This window comes from Achromobacter marplatensis (assembly GCF_049060505.1).
GTDB lineage: Bacteria > Pseudomonadota > Gammaproteobacteria > Burkholderiales > Burkholderiaceae_B > Achromobacter > Achromobacter marplatensis_A.
This window is the reverse complement of sequence record NZ_JBMGRB010000003.1, coordinates 297623-312872: the sequence shown is the minus strand read 5'-3', so window position 1 is coordinate 312872 and position 15250 is coordinate 297623. Positions and strand designations below refer to the sequence as shown.

General features: G+C 66.5%; 15 protein-coding genes and 1 pseudogene. 6 read left to right on the top strand and 10 right to left on the bottom strand.

Annotated elements, in window-relative coordinates; all coding sequences use genetic code 11:
* Nucleotides 1-49 precede the first annotated feature (49 nt).
* The gene (locus tag ACI0FO_RS09630; protein ID WP_416026138.1) at nt 50-592 is read left to right on the top strand and encodes an antibiotic biosynthesis monooxygenase; all 543 of its coding nucleotides are present in this window, start codon (nt 50-52) and stop codon (nt 590-592) included.
* A gap of 20 nt (nt 593-612) precedes the next feature.
* Here ACI0FO_RS09630 and ACI0FO_RS09625 read toward each other — a convergent pair whose 3' ends face one another.
* From ACI0FO_RS09625 to ACI0FO_RS09600, 6 genes are all read right to left on the bottom strand, one after another.
* On the bottom strand, nt 613-1320 hold the full coding sequence (locus tag ACI0FO_RS09625) for a GntR family transcriptional regulator (protein ID WP_416026136.1): 708 nt from the start codon (nt 1318-1320) through the stop codon (nt 613-615).
* A 34-nt stretch (nt 1321-1354) separates the two neighbouring features.
* Complete coding sequence (locus ACI0FO_RS09620; protein WP_416026134.1) at nt 1355-2743, bottom strand: AtzE family amidohydrolase; 1389 nt, start codon at nt 2741-2743, stop codon at nt 1355-1357.
* Nucleotides 2740-2922 (bottom strand): DUF4089 domain-containing protein, encoded by a 183-nt coding sequence (locus ACI0FO_RS09615; RefSeq protein ID WP_416026132.1) that lies wholly within the window; start codon nt 2920-2922, stop codon nt 2740-2742. The genes ACI0FO_RS09620 and ACI0FO_RS09615 overlap by 4 nt, the downstream gene beginning before the upstream one ends.
* Before the next feature lie 67 nt (nt 2923-2989).
* Entirely contained in the window at nt 2990-3811 is an 822-nt protein-coding gene (locus ACI0FO_RS09610; RefSeq protein ID WP_416026130.1) for an ABC transporter ATP-binding protein, read from the bottom strand.
* Nucleotides 3812-4618, bottom strand: a complete 807-nt coding sequence (locus ACI0FO_RS09605) for an ABC transporter permease (RefSeq protein WP_416026605.1) — start codon at nt 4616-4618, stop codon at nt 3812-3814. It lies immediately after the preceding gene.
* Between the two features lie 81 nt (nt 4619-4699).
* On the bottom strand, nt 4700-5707 hold the full coding sequence (locus tag ACI0FO_RS09600) for an ABC transporter substrate-binding protein (RefSeq protein WP_105557471.1): 1008 nt from the start codon (nt 5705-5707) through the stop codon (nt 4700-4702).
* 221 nt (nt 5708-5928) lie between these two features.
* On the opposite strand from ACI0FO_RS09600, the pseudogene ACI0FO_RS09595 reads away from it, so the two are divergent.
* Nucleotides 5929-6102, top strand: a pseudogene (locus ACI0FO_RS09595) (MFS transporter); the annotation flags it as partial.
* A 10-nt stretch (nt 6103-6112) separates the two neighbouring features.
* Here the strand turns inward: ACI0FO_RS09595 and ACI0FO_RS09590 are convergent.
* The 4 genes from ACI0FO_RS09590 to ACI0FO_RS09575 all read right to left on the bottom strand — a co-directional run bounded on the left by ACI0FO_RS09590 (nt 6113) and on the right by ACI0FO_RS09575 (nt 9979).
* The gene (locus tag ACI0FO_RS09590; protein ID WP_416026603.1) at nt 6113-7093 is read right to left on the bottom strand and encodes an NAD(P)-dependent oxidoreductase; all 981 of its coding nucleotides are present in this window, start codon (nt 7091-7093) and stop codon (nt 6113-6115) included.
* A 14-nt stretch (nt 7094-7107) separates the two neighbouring features.
* Nucleotides 7108-8064, bottom strand: coding sequence for a Bug family tripartite tricarboxylate transporter substrate binding protein (locus ACI0FO_RS09585; protein ID WP_416026128.1), 957 nt, complete (start codon nt 8062-8064; stop codon nt 7108-7110).
* Nucleotides 8065-8145: 81 nt separating this feature from the next.
* Nucleotides 8146-8946: a class II aldolase/adducin family protein gene (locus tag ACI0FO_RS09580; protein ID WP_416026126.1), complete on the bottom strand. Its 801-nt coding sequence runs from the start codon at nt 8944-8946 to the stop codon at nt 8146-8148.
* Nucleotides 8947-9052: 106 nt separating this feature from the next.
* The gene (locus tag ACI0FO_RS09575; protein ID WP_416026125.1) at nt 9053-9979 is read right to left on the bottom strand and encodes a LysR family transcriptional regulator; all 927 of its coding nucleotides are present in this window, start codon (nt 9977-9979) and stop codon (nt 9053-9055) included.
* Nucleotides 9980-10190: 211 nt separating this feature from the next.
* Here ACI0FO_RS09575 and ACI0FO_RS09570 point away from each other — a divergent pair, with 211 nt between their 5' ends.
* The 4 genes from ACI0FO_RS09570 to ACI0FO_RS09555 are packed head-to-tail and all read left to right on the top strand — an operon-like array spanning nt 10191 to nt 15193.
* A complete protein-coding gene (locus tag ACI0FO_RS09570; protein ID WP_416026123.1) occupies nt 10191-11489 on the top strand; it encodes an imelysin family protein in 1299 nt (432 codons plus the stop codon).
* Nucleotides 11486-13003 (top strand): di-heme oxidoredictase family protein, encoded by a 1518-nt coding sequence (locus ACI0FO_RS09565; protein WP_416026121.1) that lies wholly within the window; start codon nt 11486-11488, stop codon nt 13001-13003. The genes ACI0FO_RS09570 and ACI0FO_RS09565 overlap by 4 nt, the downstream gene beginning before the upstream one ends.
* Nucleotides 13003-14091 (top strand): imelysin family protein, encoded by a 1089-nt coding sequence (locus tag ACI0FO_RS09560; RefSeq protein WP_416026119.1) that lies wholly within the window; start codon nt 13003-13005, stop codon nt 14089-14091. The genes ACI0FO_RS09565 and ACI0FO_RS09560 overlap by 1 nt, the downstream gene beginning before the upstream one ends.
* Nucleotides 14072-15193: a DUF1513 domain-containing protein gene (locus ACI0FO_RS09555; RefSeq protein WP_416026118.1), complete on the top strand. Its 1122-nt coding sequence runs from the start codon at nt 14072-14074 to the stop codon at nt 15191-15193. Before ACI0FO_RS09560 ends, ACI0FO_RS09555 begins: the two co-directional genes overlap by 20 nt.
* Nucleotides 15194-15250 lie beyond the last annotated feature (57 nt).

Genomic DNA, 15250 nt, shown 5'->3' with positions numbered 1-15250 from the left:
CTGCATCAGCACGACATAACAAGCTGCACCGCTGCCCAGGAGTTCCGCCATGTCCCGTTCCGTCATTTCTGCCCCGGTCACCATGTTGGTCACCCGGCATATCGCGCCCGAGCGCTATAGCGATTTCCTGTCCTGGATGCGTCAGGGCGAAATCCTGGCGGCGGGCTTTCCGGGGTTCCTTGGGTCGGGCGTGTTGCAGCCCCCTGAAGGCGGCGACCAGTATCAGATCGTCCTGCGGTTTACCGATGCCGCCAGCCTTTCCCGGTGGGAAAAGTCCCTGCCGCGCCGCATGTGGCTGGAACGCGGGGCGACGCTGGTGCGGGCCAGCCACGAGCATCGCGTCAGTGGCACCGACGGCTGGTTTGCGCCCAAGGCCGCCAGCGCGCCGCCGCGCTGGAAGCAGGCGGTCAGCATCTGGCTGGCCTACTTTCCGGTACTGCTGGTGTTTTCGATACTGGTCAGCGAACACTTGAACATCCTGCCGATATTCTGGCGCGTGTTGATCACCAGCGTGATCCTGACGCCGATCATGGTGTTTGTCTGCATCCCCGTCATCACGCGCGTGCTGCAGCGCTGGCTGCGGGCCGGCTGACGGCGCCTCAGGTTCCAGCCCTAGGCCGCTTTGGCGCGGCGCGTGGAATACAGACGGTGCAGCGTGATCTTGCGCACGGCCGTCTGGCTCTCCTGGATGTGGGCTTGCAGCAAGCGGGCGGCGTTGGCCGCATCGCGCGCCAGCAGGGCGCGCAGTATCGCGCCATGTTCCTCGTAGGTCTTGCCGACACGGTCGGGCAGGGTGAAGTCCAGCCGCCGCACGATGCGGATGCGCTCGGTGGCGGCGCGGTGCACGCGCGATATCTCGGGGTTGCCGGCCGCCGCCACCAGGTCGATGTGGAAGCGCTCGTCCAGATCGGCCAGCCATTCGCCGTCGCTGGAGCGTTCGCTTGCGTCGACCAGCCAGGTGTCCGCCAGCGCATGCAGCGCGCGCGCGGGGTCCGGAGCCAAGCCGGGAGCGCACAGCGCATGCACCGCGGCCGTCTCCAGCACGCTGCGCAGTTCATAGAAGTGGTCCAGCGTATTGAAGTCCAGCGGTTTGACCAGCCAACCGTTGCGCTGCCGCACTTCCAGATAGCCTTCACGTTCCAGGCGAAACAGCGCTTCGCGTACTGGGGTTCGGCTGACCTGCAGGCGGTCGGCGATCTCGGTTTCCGTGAAGCGGTCGCCCGGCGCCAACCGGAAGTCCAGGATGTCCCGTTTCAACGATCCGTAGGCCGAATCGGCCAGGGTGCGCGGCATATCGATGGCGGCGAAAGCGGTTTCCATTGCGTGGCCTTGAAGGGATTTCGGGAGGGGCGGTTCAGGGCGTGCGGACCCGCGACACGCCGGCCTGCTCCAGCGCATAGGCGGCGCCCAGGCAGTCGGCTTCGCGCCAGGGGGCGCCGATCAGTTGCACGCCCAGCGGCAGATGGCCGTCCTGTTCCGTTTCGGGCCACGTGGGCGCGGTGCAGACCGGCAGGCCAATGCACGAGATCGGCTGCGTCAGCAAGCCCATACTGGCGCGCGCCGGCATGGATTTGCCCGCCAGCGTCAGCCAGTCCGTGCCTACCTTCGTGGCGGATACGGGCGTGGCGGGCGCGATCAACACGTCGTACTGGCTGAACAAGGCCAGCGCTTCGCGGTAGACGCGATGGCGCACGCGCTGTGCCTGCTGGACCCACGCGGCGGGCACCAGGCTGCCTGCGACAAGACGGTCGCGGGAGTGCGGTTCGTAGTAGTCGTAGTGCGTGACGAGCTTGCGACGATGCAGCGCGCCGCCTTCGGCCGCGGTGATGATGAATGCGGCCGCGCGGGCCTGGGCCGCGCCGGGCAGTTCCACGACGGCGGTGGCGCCCAGCGCTTGCGCCGCGATGTCGACGGCGCGGCGCGCCTGCGGACCGGCCCATTCCGAGAAGTACCCGCCCAGCACCGCGATGCGTAACGAACGCGCGCCGTTCTCCAGGGAAGGCAGGACGGGGTTGGAGGCATACTGGGCGCAGGCGGCGTCGTCGGCGTCTGGACCTTGCAGCGCATCGTAGGCTGCCGTCAGGTCGCTGACGCTGGCGGCGAACGGCCCCAGGTGATCCAGACTGCCCACAAAGGGAAAAGAGCCGGTGCGCGGCAGGCGGCCCAAGGTGGGCTTCAGCCCGAAAATGCCGCAGAGCGAGGCGGGCACACGGATCGAGCCGTTGGTGTCGGACCCCAAGGTCAGCGGCACCAATCCACCCGCGACGGCTGCGGCGCTTCCCCCGGACGAGCCGCCGGCGATGCGGGTGGTGTCGTGCGGGTTGCGGCAGGGGCCGTAGTGCGTGTTCTCGGTAGTGAAGCCGTAGGCGTGTTCGTCCATGTTCAGCGCCCCGACCAGCACCGCGCCGGCGTCACGCATGCGCGCCACCAGGCGCGCGTCGTGGCGGGCTGGCGCATTGGACGCGTTGACCCGGCCGCCCGCCAGCGTCACTTCGTCGGCGATGTCGAACAGATTTTTCACGGCATAGGGCACGCCTGCCAGCGGGGGCAGCGGTTCGCCGCGTGCGCGCCGCGCATCGATGGCGGCCGCTTCCTGACGGGCGCGCGCTTCGGTGACCGCGGTAAAGCAGTTGTAGCGGGAATCGTGTTCGCGGATGCGCGCCAGGGTGGCGTCCAGCACGGCCTGCGCGCTGCGCTCGCCGCTGGCGACTTGCCGGGCGATGTCTGCGGCGGGGCCGGTCACGGGCGGAACACCGAAGCCGATTCCAGCTCGACGGGCAGCGCCTCGTCCACGAAGCTGGCGGCAATGTCGTGGATGCGCGCGAACTGCTGCACAACCTCGGCCGTGGTGGATTCGCGCAAGGCATACCCCGACAGCGCCAAGGCGCTGCGCACATATTGATCGATGGTTTCCTGGGTCATGGCGGATTCTCCCGATGGGCTGGATGGTGGCGGGCTTGATGACTTGCGCGCGTTCAATGGCGCACGCTTACTTGCGCACTTCGCGCTGGAAGATCTCCAGGCTTTGTTTCTTCATCTGGATGAAGCTGGATTCGGACAGCGTTTCCACGGTGCGGGGGCGCGCGTCGCCGTAATCCAGGATTTCTGCGACACGCGTGGGCCGCTTGGTCAAGAGCAGGATCTGGTCGGCCAGGTACACCGCTTCTTCCAGGTCATGCGAGACCAGCAGCATCGTGGTGCCCGTCTGCATGAACACTTCCTGCAGCTTTTCGCGGATGAACAGCGTCATCTCGAAATCCAGCGCCGAAAACGGTTCGTCCAGGAAAAGGACTTCGGGCCCGGGCGCCAGCGCGCGCATGATGGACGCCGTCTGCTGCTGCCCGCCGGACAATTCATACGGATAGCGCTTCAGGTCGAACTTGACGTCGAACGACGCGACAAGCTCTTCCACCCGCGCATCCACTTCGGCCTTGCTGCGGCCTTCCAACCGCAGCGGATAGGCGATGTTGTCGATGGTGCGCAGCCACGGGAACATGGCTTCCCGGTAGTTTTGGAACACGTATCCGATCTTGGTCTGCGCCAGCGACTTGCCGTCAAAGAGAATCTCGCCGGCATCGATCGGGATCAGGCCCGCGATCATGTTGATCAGCGTGGATTTGCCGCAGCCATTGGGGCCGAACACCGAGACGATCTTGCCCTTGGGAATGTCCAGGTTGAAGTCTTCATACAGGGGCCAGCCCGCGAAGTACTTGGTCAGCCCGCGGATGGTGATGTGCGTGCCCAAGGGGCCGGGCGCAAACGGCGCGGCGGCGGGGGCGGGGGCGATGATGGGGTTGATGACGGTGGACATTTATCGGCCGCTCCAATGGACCACGCGCTTTTCCAGCATAAGAAACAGAATATTCAGCACATAGCCGAGCGCGCCGGCCGCCAGGATCGACGCGTACATCTCGCGCACGTTCAGCACCTGCTGCGCATTGATGATGCGGTTGCCCAGGCCGCTGTCTGACCCGATGAACATTTCCGCGACGATCACGATCACCAGCGCCATCGAAACGCCGCTGCGCAGGCCCACGAAGGTCGGTTGCAGGCTTTCCCAGATCAGCACGTCTTTGAAGATCTGCCAGCGCGACGCGCCCATCACGCGGGCCGCCATCACGCGCTGCTTGCGCGCGTTGATGACGCCATAGGCACTGTTGAACAGGATGACCAGCACGGCCGCGAAGGCGGCGATGGCGATCTTGTTCATGTCGGTCACGCCGAAGATCATCAGGAACAGCGGGATCAGCGCGGACGACGGCGTTGACCGGAAGAAGTCCACCAGGAACTCCACGCTGCGATACGCCTTTTCATTGCTGCCCAGCAGCACGCCCAGCGGCACGCCGATCACGCCGGCGATGACGAAGGCTTGCAGCGTGCGGTTCAAGGACGACAGGAAGTCCCACAGCAGGGGGCCGCCCGCCAGGCCCTTGGCCAGCGCCACGATGGTGGCGCTGGGGGTAGGCAGCAGGACGGGGCTGACCAGCTGCAGGCGCACCACCAGGTCCCAGATTACGAAAAGAGCCAACGGTCCGATCAGCGGCAGAAAGCGCGCGCCGTTGAACTTGCGGGGCGGCTGCTTGGCCGAGGCGGCGGCGTGGGTGGGTGGGGATGTCATGGCGGGGGTGGCCTGGGGCGCGACCACGGCGCTTGCCGACGCCGTGCTCGCCGCGGTGGGGGCGGTCGTTGCGGTCATCGGTCAGCCCTTGTAAAGCATGGCGGACACGTCGACCTTCTGTGCGAAGATGCCCTTGTCGGTGAAAAGGTCGAAGAACTTTTGGAAATACTGGATGTCGCTGGGCGTGAACTCGTTGTAGAGCGTGTAGGCGGCTAGCGGCACTTCTTCCGTCATGGGGCCTTCAATGGCGGTGTAGCCCTTCATGAAGGGGCGCGCTTCGGCCGGCTTGGTGCGGATCAGCTCGATGCCGCGCGCATAGGCCGCGATGAATTTCTTGCTTTCTTCCGGGTGCTTTTTCAGGAAGGCGGTGGTGAGCGATGCCGATCCGCCGAACCACGGCGCCATCGGATCACCCAATACATACTTGGCGATCACGCCCGTTTCCAGCACGCGGGTGGTGCCGTTCAGGCGGCCCACCGTGCCCGTGGGTTCCAGCGTGTAGCACGCATCCAACTGGCCGGCGGCAACCGCGGCGACGTGCTGGCTGATCGCCAACTCGACCACGGTTGCCCCGGTTGCGCCGGCGCGCTCCAGTACTGCTTTGGCCAGCGTGGCATTCTGGATGCCGGGTCCAGATCCGACCTTTTTCCCCTTGAGGTCTGCGATGGATTTGATGGGACTGTCTTTCGCGACGATGAACTCATCCAGCACGTTCTTGGCGTTGCTGGGATTGGACGCAAAAATCTTGAACAAGCCAGGCGAGGCGATTTCGCCGATGGCCAGGTTGGCCGAGCCCGTGCCGTTGGCACTGCCGTCCGCGCGGCCGGCCAGCATGGCCTCCATGACCTGCTGCGCGCCGGCGAACTTCAGCGGCTCGACGTTCAGGCCCGCTTCCTTGAAGTAGCCTTTTTCGACGGCGGCGTAAAACGGCAGGCCGGCGGCCACGGGCCAGAAGCCGATACGGATCACCGGGCCTGATTGCGCGCGCACCAGCGCGGGCGCGGCCAGCGTCGCGGCGCCTAGCGCGGCCCCCTGGATCAGGCGGCGGCGGGTGGCGTTGAAGGCGTAGGGCGCATTGCGGTTGATCATGAGGGCTCCTGGTGTGCTCGCGGAATATTCCGGTGACGGCGCTTGCCTTGTAGACAAGCTTGCATACCAGTCATCAAGCAAAACCCGTGCCAACTTGGGCCGACGGGTCCTCTCCCTATGGCGGACGCCTTCCTGGGCGCCGGGGCGGTGCGTCGCATGAACCAATGTGGTGCATGCCGCACCACTTAAGGGGACGTAACGGCGTGCGGACCGCGCCTCTCGAGCAGTTCGCGGGGCGCGTACGCTACGCCGGGTCGTCGCTGGCCTGCACCCTGGCGGGCATCGTGGGCGGCGGATTCGCGCCGCTGATCATCGCCAGCGTGTACACGTCGTGGAGTTCTACCGTGGCGGTTTCGCTGTACGTGGCGGCCGCGCTGGCCGTGACGGCAATCGCGCCTCGGCGTTTCAGCCTACCCGTCTGTTGGCCAAGGGCTCGGCGTTCGTCCAGCGGCGCAGGTTCTCCAGGAACAGGCTGCGCACGCGGGCTTGATTGCCATCCGAGAATCCGGCGCTATGCGGGGTGACGATGACGTTATCCATTGCCCACAGCGGAGACGCGGCCGGCAGGGGTTCCTGTTGGAACACGTCCAGGAAGGCGCCGCCCAGTCGGCCCGCCGCCAGCGCCTCGATCAGGGCCGCTTCATCGACGACATGGCCGCGCGACACGTTGACGATCGATGCGTGAGGGGGCAGGGTGGCCAGTGCGTGGCGGTCGACCAAGTCTTGCGTGGCGGGCGTTAGCGGGCAGGCCAGCACCAGCCAGTCCGCCTGGGGCAGCATGCCGGGCAGATCCTCGTAGCGAGCGGTATGCCGCGCCTGGGGCACGGGTGTGCCGGAGTGGCGCACGACGGAAAGCGTCAGGCCCAGTGCCAGAAGCAGTTCGCCGATGCGTTGCCCGATGCCGCCCCACCCGACCACGACCGCATGCTGACCCGCCAAGTCGCGTGGCGTGCGCGCACCCAGCAAAGGGCGCCAGGCGCGATCGCGCTGGTCCGCCGCCAACAGCGGCAAGCGGCGCGCCAGGGCCAGCACGCCGCCAATGGCGGTTTGCGCCACCACGGCGTCGCTGGCGCCTTGCGAGGTGGTAATGGCGACGCCGCGCGCATGCAGGCTCTGGTAAATCTCGCGGTCGGCGCCGGCCGAATGCACGTGCACCCAGCGCAGGTCGGGCGCGTGGCGCATGGCCTCGTAATAGCGGGCGGTTTCCGGCGTGATCTGGAACTTGGTCGACGCACCCGTGATGTCGCGCGACACGAACGCCACCTGCGCATCGCAGGGGTGTCCGTCTTCGGGGTGGCGCAAGATGAAGCGCCTGCCCGAAGACGAAAGCGCCTGGGTCAGGGCGGGGGCTTCGGCGGGCGAACACAGAATGCGAAGGTCGGGCATCGGGGGCATGGGTGTCAGTTGGCGCTGGGTTCGAACTTGCGCACCAGCGCTGCCCACTTGTCGTGCTCCTGCCGGATGAAGGTGGCGAATTGCCCCGGCGTGCCGCCGACGGGTTCGGCCCCTTCATGCAGCATCTGCGCGTGCAGCGAGGGCAGGGCGGCATTGACTTCGCGGTTGATCGTGTCCACCACCGCCGGCGGCGTGCCCTTGGGCGCGAAGAACCCGAACCAGGAACCGGCGTCGAAGCCGGGGTAGCCCGATTCCGCGATGGTGGGCAAGTCGGGCAAGGTGGCCGAGCGCTGAAGCGTGCTGACCGCCAGTGCGCGTAGCTTGCCGGCACGGATCTGTCCGATCACCGACGGGATGGTGGCGAACATGAAATCGATGCGTCCGGCCAGCAGATCATTGACGGCATCGGCGCCTTTATACGGCACGTGCGTGGCCTGCACGCCCAACTGGTCCATCAGCATATAGCTGGACAGGTGCGAAGACGTGCCCACGCCGGTGGAGCTGTAATTCAGGTGGGACGCCTTCTTGACGTATTCCAGGAAGCCCTTGATGTCTTTGGCGGGGGACGACGGGGGCACCACCAGCACATTGGGCACCGTCGCGATCTGCACCATCGGGACCAGGTCCGTCAGGGGATTGAATGGCAGCTTGGTCAGCGAAGCGTTGACGGCGATGGGACCGACGGAATTGACGATCAGGGTGTGGCCGTCCGGCGCGGCGCGAACGACGAATTCCGTGCCGATGTTGCCGCCGGCCCCCGGCTTGTTCTCGACCACGAAGGGTTGCCCCAGCGTTTTGGATAACGCGTTGGACATGCTGCGCGTCAGCGTGTCGGTCGTGCCGCCGGCGGTGAACGCGACGATGACTTTGACGGGCTTGTCGGGGTAGTCCGCTGCGGCGGGCAGCGACGTACAGGCGCAGGCCGCCGCTGCGGCGGCGAGCAGGGCTCGGGCAGTGTTCATATCGTCTCCGTTCGTGGTCGTTGTCTTGGACTGCTGCGGCGCCGTGCCGCCACGTCGGCCGGCGCCATGGGAAAGCGGGATTCAGTCGCGGAAACCTGGATCGATGCGGTCCAGCTTGCGCAACAGGGCCGGCCACTCCATGACGCCATAAGGGCGCCGCGTGCCGGGCTGGTAGTTGTTCCAGGTGTCTTCCAGCACGGCCGGGCTGACTGCGCGCAAGGGCGCGCCCGTGGCCATTGCTGCCAGTTGCGCGCGGCACGCCAGTTCCAGCCGATGCATCCAATTGAACGCTTCGCCCACTGTCCTGCCGACGGTCAGCGCCCCGTGATTGCGCAAGATCAGCGCTTCGCCCTGGCCCAGGTCTTGCAGCAGGGACGCCTGCTCGTCCAGGTCCAGCACCACGCCCTGGTAGTCGTGATAGCCGATCTTCAGAAAGCGCATGGCCGTTTGCGTCAGCGGCAGCAGCCCGCAGTCCAGCGAGGCAACCGCCATGGATGCCCAGCTGTGCGTGTGGATCACGCAATCCACCTCGTGACGCGCGCGATGCACGGCGCTGTGGATCACGTAGCCCGCTTTGTTGATGCCGTAACCCAGGTCGCCGAAATCGGGCTTGGCCAGGATCGTGCCGTCCAGGTCCACCTTGATCAGGCTGGACGCGGTGATCTCTTCGTACATCATGCCGTAGGGGTTGATGAGGAAGGCGTTGTCTTCGCCCGGCACGCGTGACGAGATGTGGTTGGCCATCATGTCGGCCATGCCATAGTGTTCGACCAGCCGGTAACAGGCGGCCAGGTCGACGCGTGCCTGCCATTCCTGATCGGAACAGTGCGGCCGCATGGACGGAATGGGCAGCGAGCCCGGGCGTGGGGTGTCAGGGGTCATCGGATATTGGGAAGGTCTGCTGCCGCAACACCATGTCGCGGCGTCCACGGATTCAATTTATCCGTGCGACCGGCCCCGGCCTAGCCATGCGGTCGGCATGGGGGCATCACGAATCGAGAAGGGTGGCGCCCGGCCAAGCGCCATGGCGGACCTGTGCGCGCATCACGTCCACCAGCACCACGCGCGCCGCCAGCGCGGCCGGCGACAGTTCTTCTTCATTGACGCAGTGCACCGCGTTGCGGCGGAACAGGAAGGGGTCGTCGATGGGATGCATGTTCAGCAGCCCGGCCTCGGCCCGCGCCACCGCCGCGCCCGGCTGAATGGTCGCGATCGCGTTGGCCTGCACCAGGTCCATCAGGGTGGTCAGCCCGTCGACTTCCACTTCAACCCAGGGCTCGATCCCGGCGCGTTCGAACGCCGCCTCGACCCAGGCGCGCAGGCCATGCGCCTTGCTGGTGACCGCCAGCGGCAAGGCCGCCAGTTGGGTGATGGTCACGGGTTCGCCGTCGGGCTGGGCAAACATGCCGCGCCGCACCAGCAGAAACAGCCGTTCGTCCAGGACGGGGATCGTGCTTCGGGCTTGGCCGCTGTCGTTCTGGAATAGCACCGCCAGGTCCAGGCGGCGGTTGTTGAGCTGTTCGCCCAGGTTGCCCGACAAGCCTTCCACCAGATGCAGCCGCACATTGGGGTAGCGCTCGGCCATCGCCGCGTAGAACGGCTTGGCCAGCAAGGACGCAGTGGTGGGCGCGAACCCCACGCTGACCATGCCCGACAAGCGGGCCTCGCGGGCGGCGGCCACGGCGTTCTCTGCGTGGCGCAGCGTCAACCGGGCCTGGCGCAGGAACGCCGTGCCGGCGTCGGTGGGAACGACGCCGGTATGCGTGCGCATCAGCAGCCGCGTGGCCAATTCGCTTTCCAGGCGGCTGATCTGCTGGCTCAGCGCCGAGGCGACCACGCCCAGATCGCGCGCGGCGCGGCCGATGCTGCCCAGTTCGGCCACGCGGACGAAGTAGCGGAGTTGGCGGAGTTCCATGGCGTCGAAATAAGGATCGGCAAAGCCGGATAGTAGCGGCCGAACGCCCATTTCAGCGTGGATTTACCCGGATATGGCATTCAAAAAAACGTCAGGTATCTGACTTCACGCTGAATATCAAACGAAAATTGTTTACACTCGCATCCACAAAATTGAAGTCGGAACGGCCCGCCGCGGGGGCGGACACCGTTCGAGTTACGGGAGAAAGTCGATGCGCAAGTTGCTTTTGGGTGCGGTACTGGCCGCCGCGGTATTCGGGGGCACGGCCCACGCCGCGGTCGAGCCCAAGGCCGTGGTCGCCACCTATTCGGATCTGGCGCTGGCGGGCTACGAAGACTCGCTGACCGCCGCCAAGACGCTGCGCACCGCCATCAATGCCCTGGTCGCCAAGCCCAGCCCCGAAACGTTGAAGGCCGCGCGTGAGGCGTGGCTGGCGGCCCGCGTGCCGTATCAGCAGACCGAGGCCTACCGCTTCGGTAATCCCATCGTCGACGATTGGGAAGGCCGCGTGAACGCCTGGCCGCTGGATGAAGGGCTGATCGACTACGTGGACGCGTCCTACGGCACCGAAAACGACGAGAACGCGTATTACGCCGTCAACGTCATCGCCAATTCCAAGATCTCGGTGGGCGGCAGGACCGTCGATGTCAGCAAGATCACGCCCAAGCTGTTGTCCGAAGTGCTGCACGAGGCCGACGGCAACGAGTCCAACGTGGCCACCGGCTACCACGCCATCGAATTCCTGCTGTGGGGCCAGGACCTGAACGGCACCGGCCCCGCGCCGGGCGACCGCAAGGGCACGCCGCAGGAACGCCATTCGGGCAACCGTCCGCACACGGACTTCGATACCAAGCAATGCACCGGCGGCCACTGCGAACGCCGCATTGAATTCCTGAAGGCCGTGACCGATCTGCTGGTGACGGACCTGGAAGAAATGGTGGGCAACTGGAAGCGCGACGGCGCGGCGCGCAAGGCCGTGGAAGAAGATCCCAAGGCTGGCCTGATCGCCATGCTGACCGGTCTGGGCAGCCTGTCGTATGGCGAACTGGCTGGCGAACGCATGAAGCTGGGCCTGATGTTGCATGATCCGGAAGAAGAGCACGATTGCTTCTCGGACAACACGCATAACGCGCACTACTACGACCAATTGGGCATCCGCAACGTCTACCTGGGCGCCTATACCCGCATCGACGGCAAGCAGGTCAAGGGCGCAAGCCTGTCGGAATTGGTCAAGGCCAAGGATCCGAAACTGGATGCGGAAGTGCGCGCCAAGCTGGACGCCACCGTGGCCGCCATGCAAGCGATGAAGACGCGCGCCGAAACGGTCGAAACCTATGACCAGATGATTGCCGACGGCAACAAGGAAGGCAACGCGATGGTGCAGGCCGCCATCGACCGCCTGGTCGACCAGACCCGCAGCCTGGAACGCGTGATCGCATTGCTGGAACTGGGCAAGGTCGCCATTGAAGGTTCCGACAGCCTTGATAAACCCGACGCCGTGTTCAAGTGAAACTCGTATTAGCCGCCGTACTGGCGGCGTCGGCCCATGCCGGCGCCGCCGCCGCACCTGAAGTGCCAGCCGGACGTGACGACCTTACGCCCGAAGACCAGAAGCGTGTCACCGCCATTACCGCGCCCACGCGCGATTTCTCGAAGGTGGAAACCTTCGAGATCATGCAGGCCGGGGCGGGCACCACCAACAAGCTCATCAACGCCGATATCTTTTCGCAGCCGTCGGCCAACATGAGCTTTGAACGCCGACAGGAATTCCAGGTCGGCAACGGCCTGTTCCGCAAGGACTGGGTGTCGGCGCCTGCCTCCACGCAGGCGTCCGATGGCCTGGGGCCGCTGTTCAATGCACGCTCGTGCCAGGCCTGTCATACCAAGGACGGACGCGGCACGGTGCCGGGTTTCGATCCTTTGGAACGCACGGACGCGGTGGCGCTGCTGCTGCGCCTTGCCGTGCCGAACGGCCCCGACGGCGGCCACCCCAAGCTTGCCGCGGGCGAACTTGCCGCCTTGCCTGAACCCGTCTACGGCGTGCAGCTGCAGAACTTCGCGGTGGCGGGCCTGCCCGCCGAAGGCCGCATGGAGATCGAGTACGAACCCGTCACGGTCGCGCTCAACGGTGGCGAAACCGCCACGTTGATGAAGCCCACGTACCGCATCGACAACCTGGGCTATGGCCCGATGCGCGCCGACACGCAGATTTCGCCGCGCCTGGCGCCACCCATGATCGGCCTGGGCCTGCTGGAGTCCATCCACGAGGCCGACATCCTGGCCAACGTGGGGGCCGACAAACGCGACGGCATCGTCGGCAAGCCCAACTGGGTGACCGATGCGCGCACTGGCACGCGCGTGCTGGGCCGCTTCAATCTGAAGGCCGGGCAGCCGACGGTCGAACAGCAAAGCGCCGCCGCGTTCTCGAACGACATGGGCTTGTCCACGCCGTTGTTCCCCAAGCACTCGGGCGACTGCACGCCCGCGCAGAAGCAGTGCCTGGATATGCCGCATGGCGCGCAACCGCGCTTCGGGCCGGAGGAAGTCCCGGCCAAGCTGATGGACTTCGTCACGACGTATTCGACCAATCTGGCCGTGCCGCAGCGGCGCGATGCGGATGACGCGCGCGTGCTGGCGGGCAAGAAGCTGTTTTACGAAGCGAACTGCGTGGCCTGCCACGTACCCAAGTACGTGACCAGCCGCAATGCCAAGCAGGCCGAGCACCGCTTCCAGCTGATCTGGCCTTACACCGACATGTTGGTGCACGATATGGGCGACGACTTGGCGGACGGCGTGTCCGACGGCGCCGCCAATGGCCGTGAATGGCGCACGCCGCCGCTGTGGGGCATCGGCCTGACCAAGACCGTGAATCCCAGCGCTACCTGGCTGCATGACGGGCGCGCCCGCACGCTGCTGGAAGCCGTGCTGTGGCATGGCGGCGCGGGCAAACCCGCGCGCGACCGCGTGGTGGCGATGACGCCCGAAGAACGCGCCGACCTGATCCGTTTCCTGGAGTCGCTCTGATGGCCCGATCCTTCTCGCCCGTGTTCAAGCATGCCGTGGCGGCTTGGTTGCTGGCGGCCGCGCCGCTGGCCGCGCAGGCCGAATTGCCCGCCGACCTGGGCGAACGCCTGGCGCGCGATTACGCCCGCCCGGCCGTAGGCAAGATGGCGGATGCCGCGGCCGCGATGGATCGCGAGCTGGTTGGCTGGTGCGCCAAGCCCGATGCGGCTGGCGCGGCGCGCGTCGGCGACGCCTTCGCGAATCTTGCCTTGGCGTGGTCCGGCGTGGAAATTCTGCGCTTCGGCCCGCTGGTGCAGGCCAACCGTTTCGAACGCCTGGCGTTCTGGCCGGACACGCGCGGCGTGATGCCCAAGCAGGTGCAGCAGCTGATCGCCGCGGGCGATCCGGCATTGCTGGCACCGGGCGCGCTGGCCGGCCGCAGCGTGGCGGTGCAGGGGCTGCCTGCCCTGGAATACGTGCTGTACGGCGAACCCGCGCTGCTCAAGCAGACAAGCGCGCCGACGTTCGGCTACGCGTGCGGTTATGCGCGGGCCGTGGCCGCCAACGTCGCGGCGATTTCTGGCGACGTGGCGCAGGCCTGGAGCGCGCAGGGCGAATTCGGCCGCCAGTTCGCCAAGCCGCAAGCCAGCAATGATCTGTACCGCGATCCGCAGGAAGTCGCGGCCGAGGCTATGAAGGCGTTGTCCACCGGCCTGCAATTCGCGCGTGACGTGAAGATCCTGCCCGTGCTGGGCGAATCGGCCCAGGCCGCCCGGCCCAAGCGCGCCGCCTTCTGGCGCAGCGAGCTTTCCATGCGTTTGTTGGCGACCAATCTGGACGGCCTGAAGGCGTTCTATCAGGCCGGCGGCTATCCGCTGCCCAAGGGCGGCGAATGGATGGATGTGTCGGTGCGCGGCGAATTGCAGAATGCGGCGCAAGGCTTGCAGGCGGTGCCCGCGCCGCTGGAAGCCGCGCTGAAGCAGGAAGACGGCCGGCGTCAGTTGCTGCTGGCGGCCCTGACGATCCAGAACGCCAAGGCCATCGTCGACCAGGACCTGGCGCCCGCGCTGGGCGTCACCATTGGGTTCAATGCGCTCGACGGTGATTGATCGCCGCCGCTTCTTGGCGCTGGCTGCCGCGTTGGGTTTGTCTCCAGGCGCGGCGCGGGCCGTGTTGCCCGACCATGGCGGGCCGTTGTACCTGAGCGCGCGCAAGCGCGGCGGGCGCGACGAAGCGGTGCTGCTGGACGAGGCCGGGGGCGACCGGCTGGTGGTACCCATGCCCGCGCGTGGGCACAGCTTCGCCATCGACGCCGCCCATCAGCGGGCGGTCGTGTTCGGCCGCCAGCCTGGCTTCTTCGCCGTGGCGTTTTCGCTGCGCGGCGGCGGTGAGCCGCAAGCATTGCCGGTACCCGACGAACGCCATTTCTTCGGGCATGGCGCATTCGTGGACGGCGGGCGGCTGCTTGCCGCCACCGAGAACGATTTCGAAGGAGGGCGCGGCGTACTGGGCCTCTATGATGCCTCGCCCGGGGGCGCCTGGCGGCGTGTTGGCGAATTCGATTCCGGCGGCATTGGTCCGCACGAAGTCGTGCTGATGCCCGACGGCAAAACCCTGTGCGTGGCCAATGGCGGCATCCTCACGCACCCCGACTACGGCAAGCTGGAACTGAACCTGGACACGATGCGGCCGTCGCTGGCCTACATCGATGCGGCCAGCGGCCAACTACTTGAAAAAGTGGAACTGGCGCCCGACCTGCATCGCTTGTCGATCCGGCATCTGGCACTTGCGGCCGACGGTTGCGTGTGGTTTGGCTGCCAGTACATGGGGCCGGCGGCGGACCGCCCGGCGTTGGTGGGACGGCATCGCCGGGGCGCGGCGCTTGAGCTTTTCGAAGGGCCGGCCGAGACCTTGCGCAACATGCGCAACTACGTGGGTTCGGTGACCGTGGACGCCGCAGGCGGCATCGTCGCCACCTCCAGCCCCGTGGGCGGCCAGGTGATTTATTGGGACACCACGAACGGCCATTGCCTGGGAACGACGCGGTTGGCCGACGGCTGCGGCGTGGCGCCCGCCGCCAAGGCCGGCTTCCTGGTCAGCAGCGGTTTGGGCGCGATGCTGCGCACCGATGCCGCGGGCGGGGAATCACCCGTGCTGCCTCCCTCGCGCGAGGTGTCCTGGGACAATCATTTCCGCGTGGTGCCGGCCTGAACGTTGTCGCGCGTCGGGCAGGCGTATCCTTACAAAACTTGACATCATGGGGCCGCA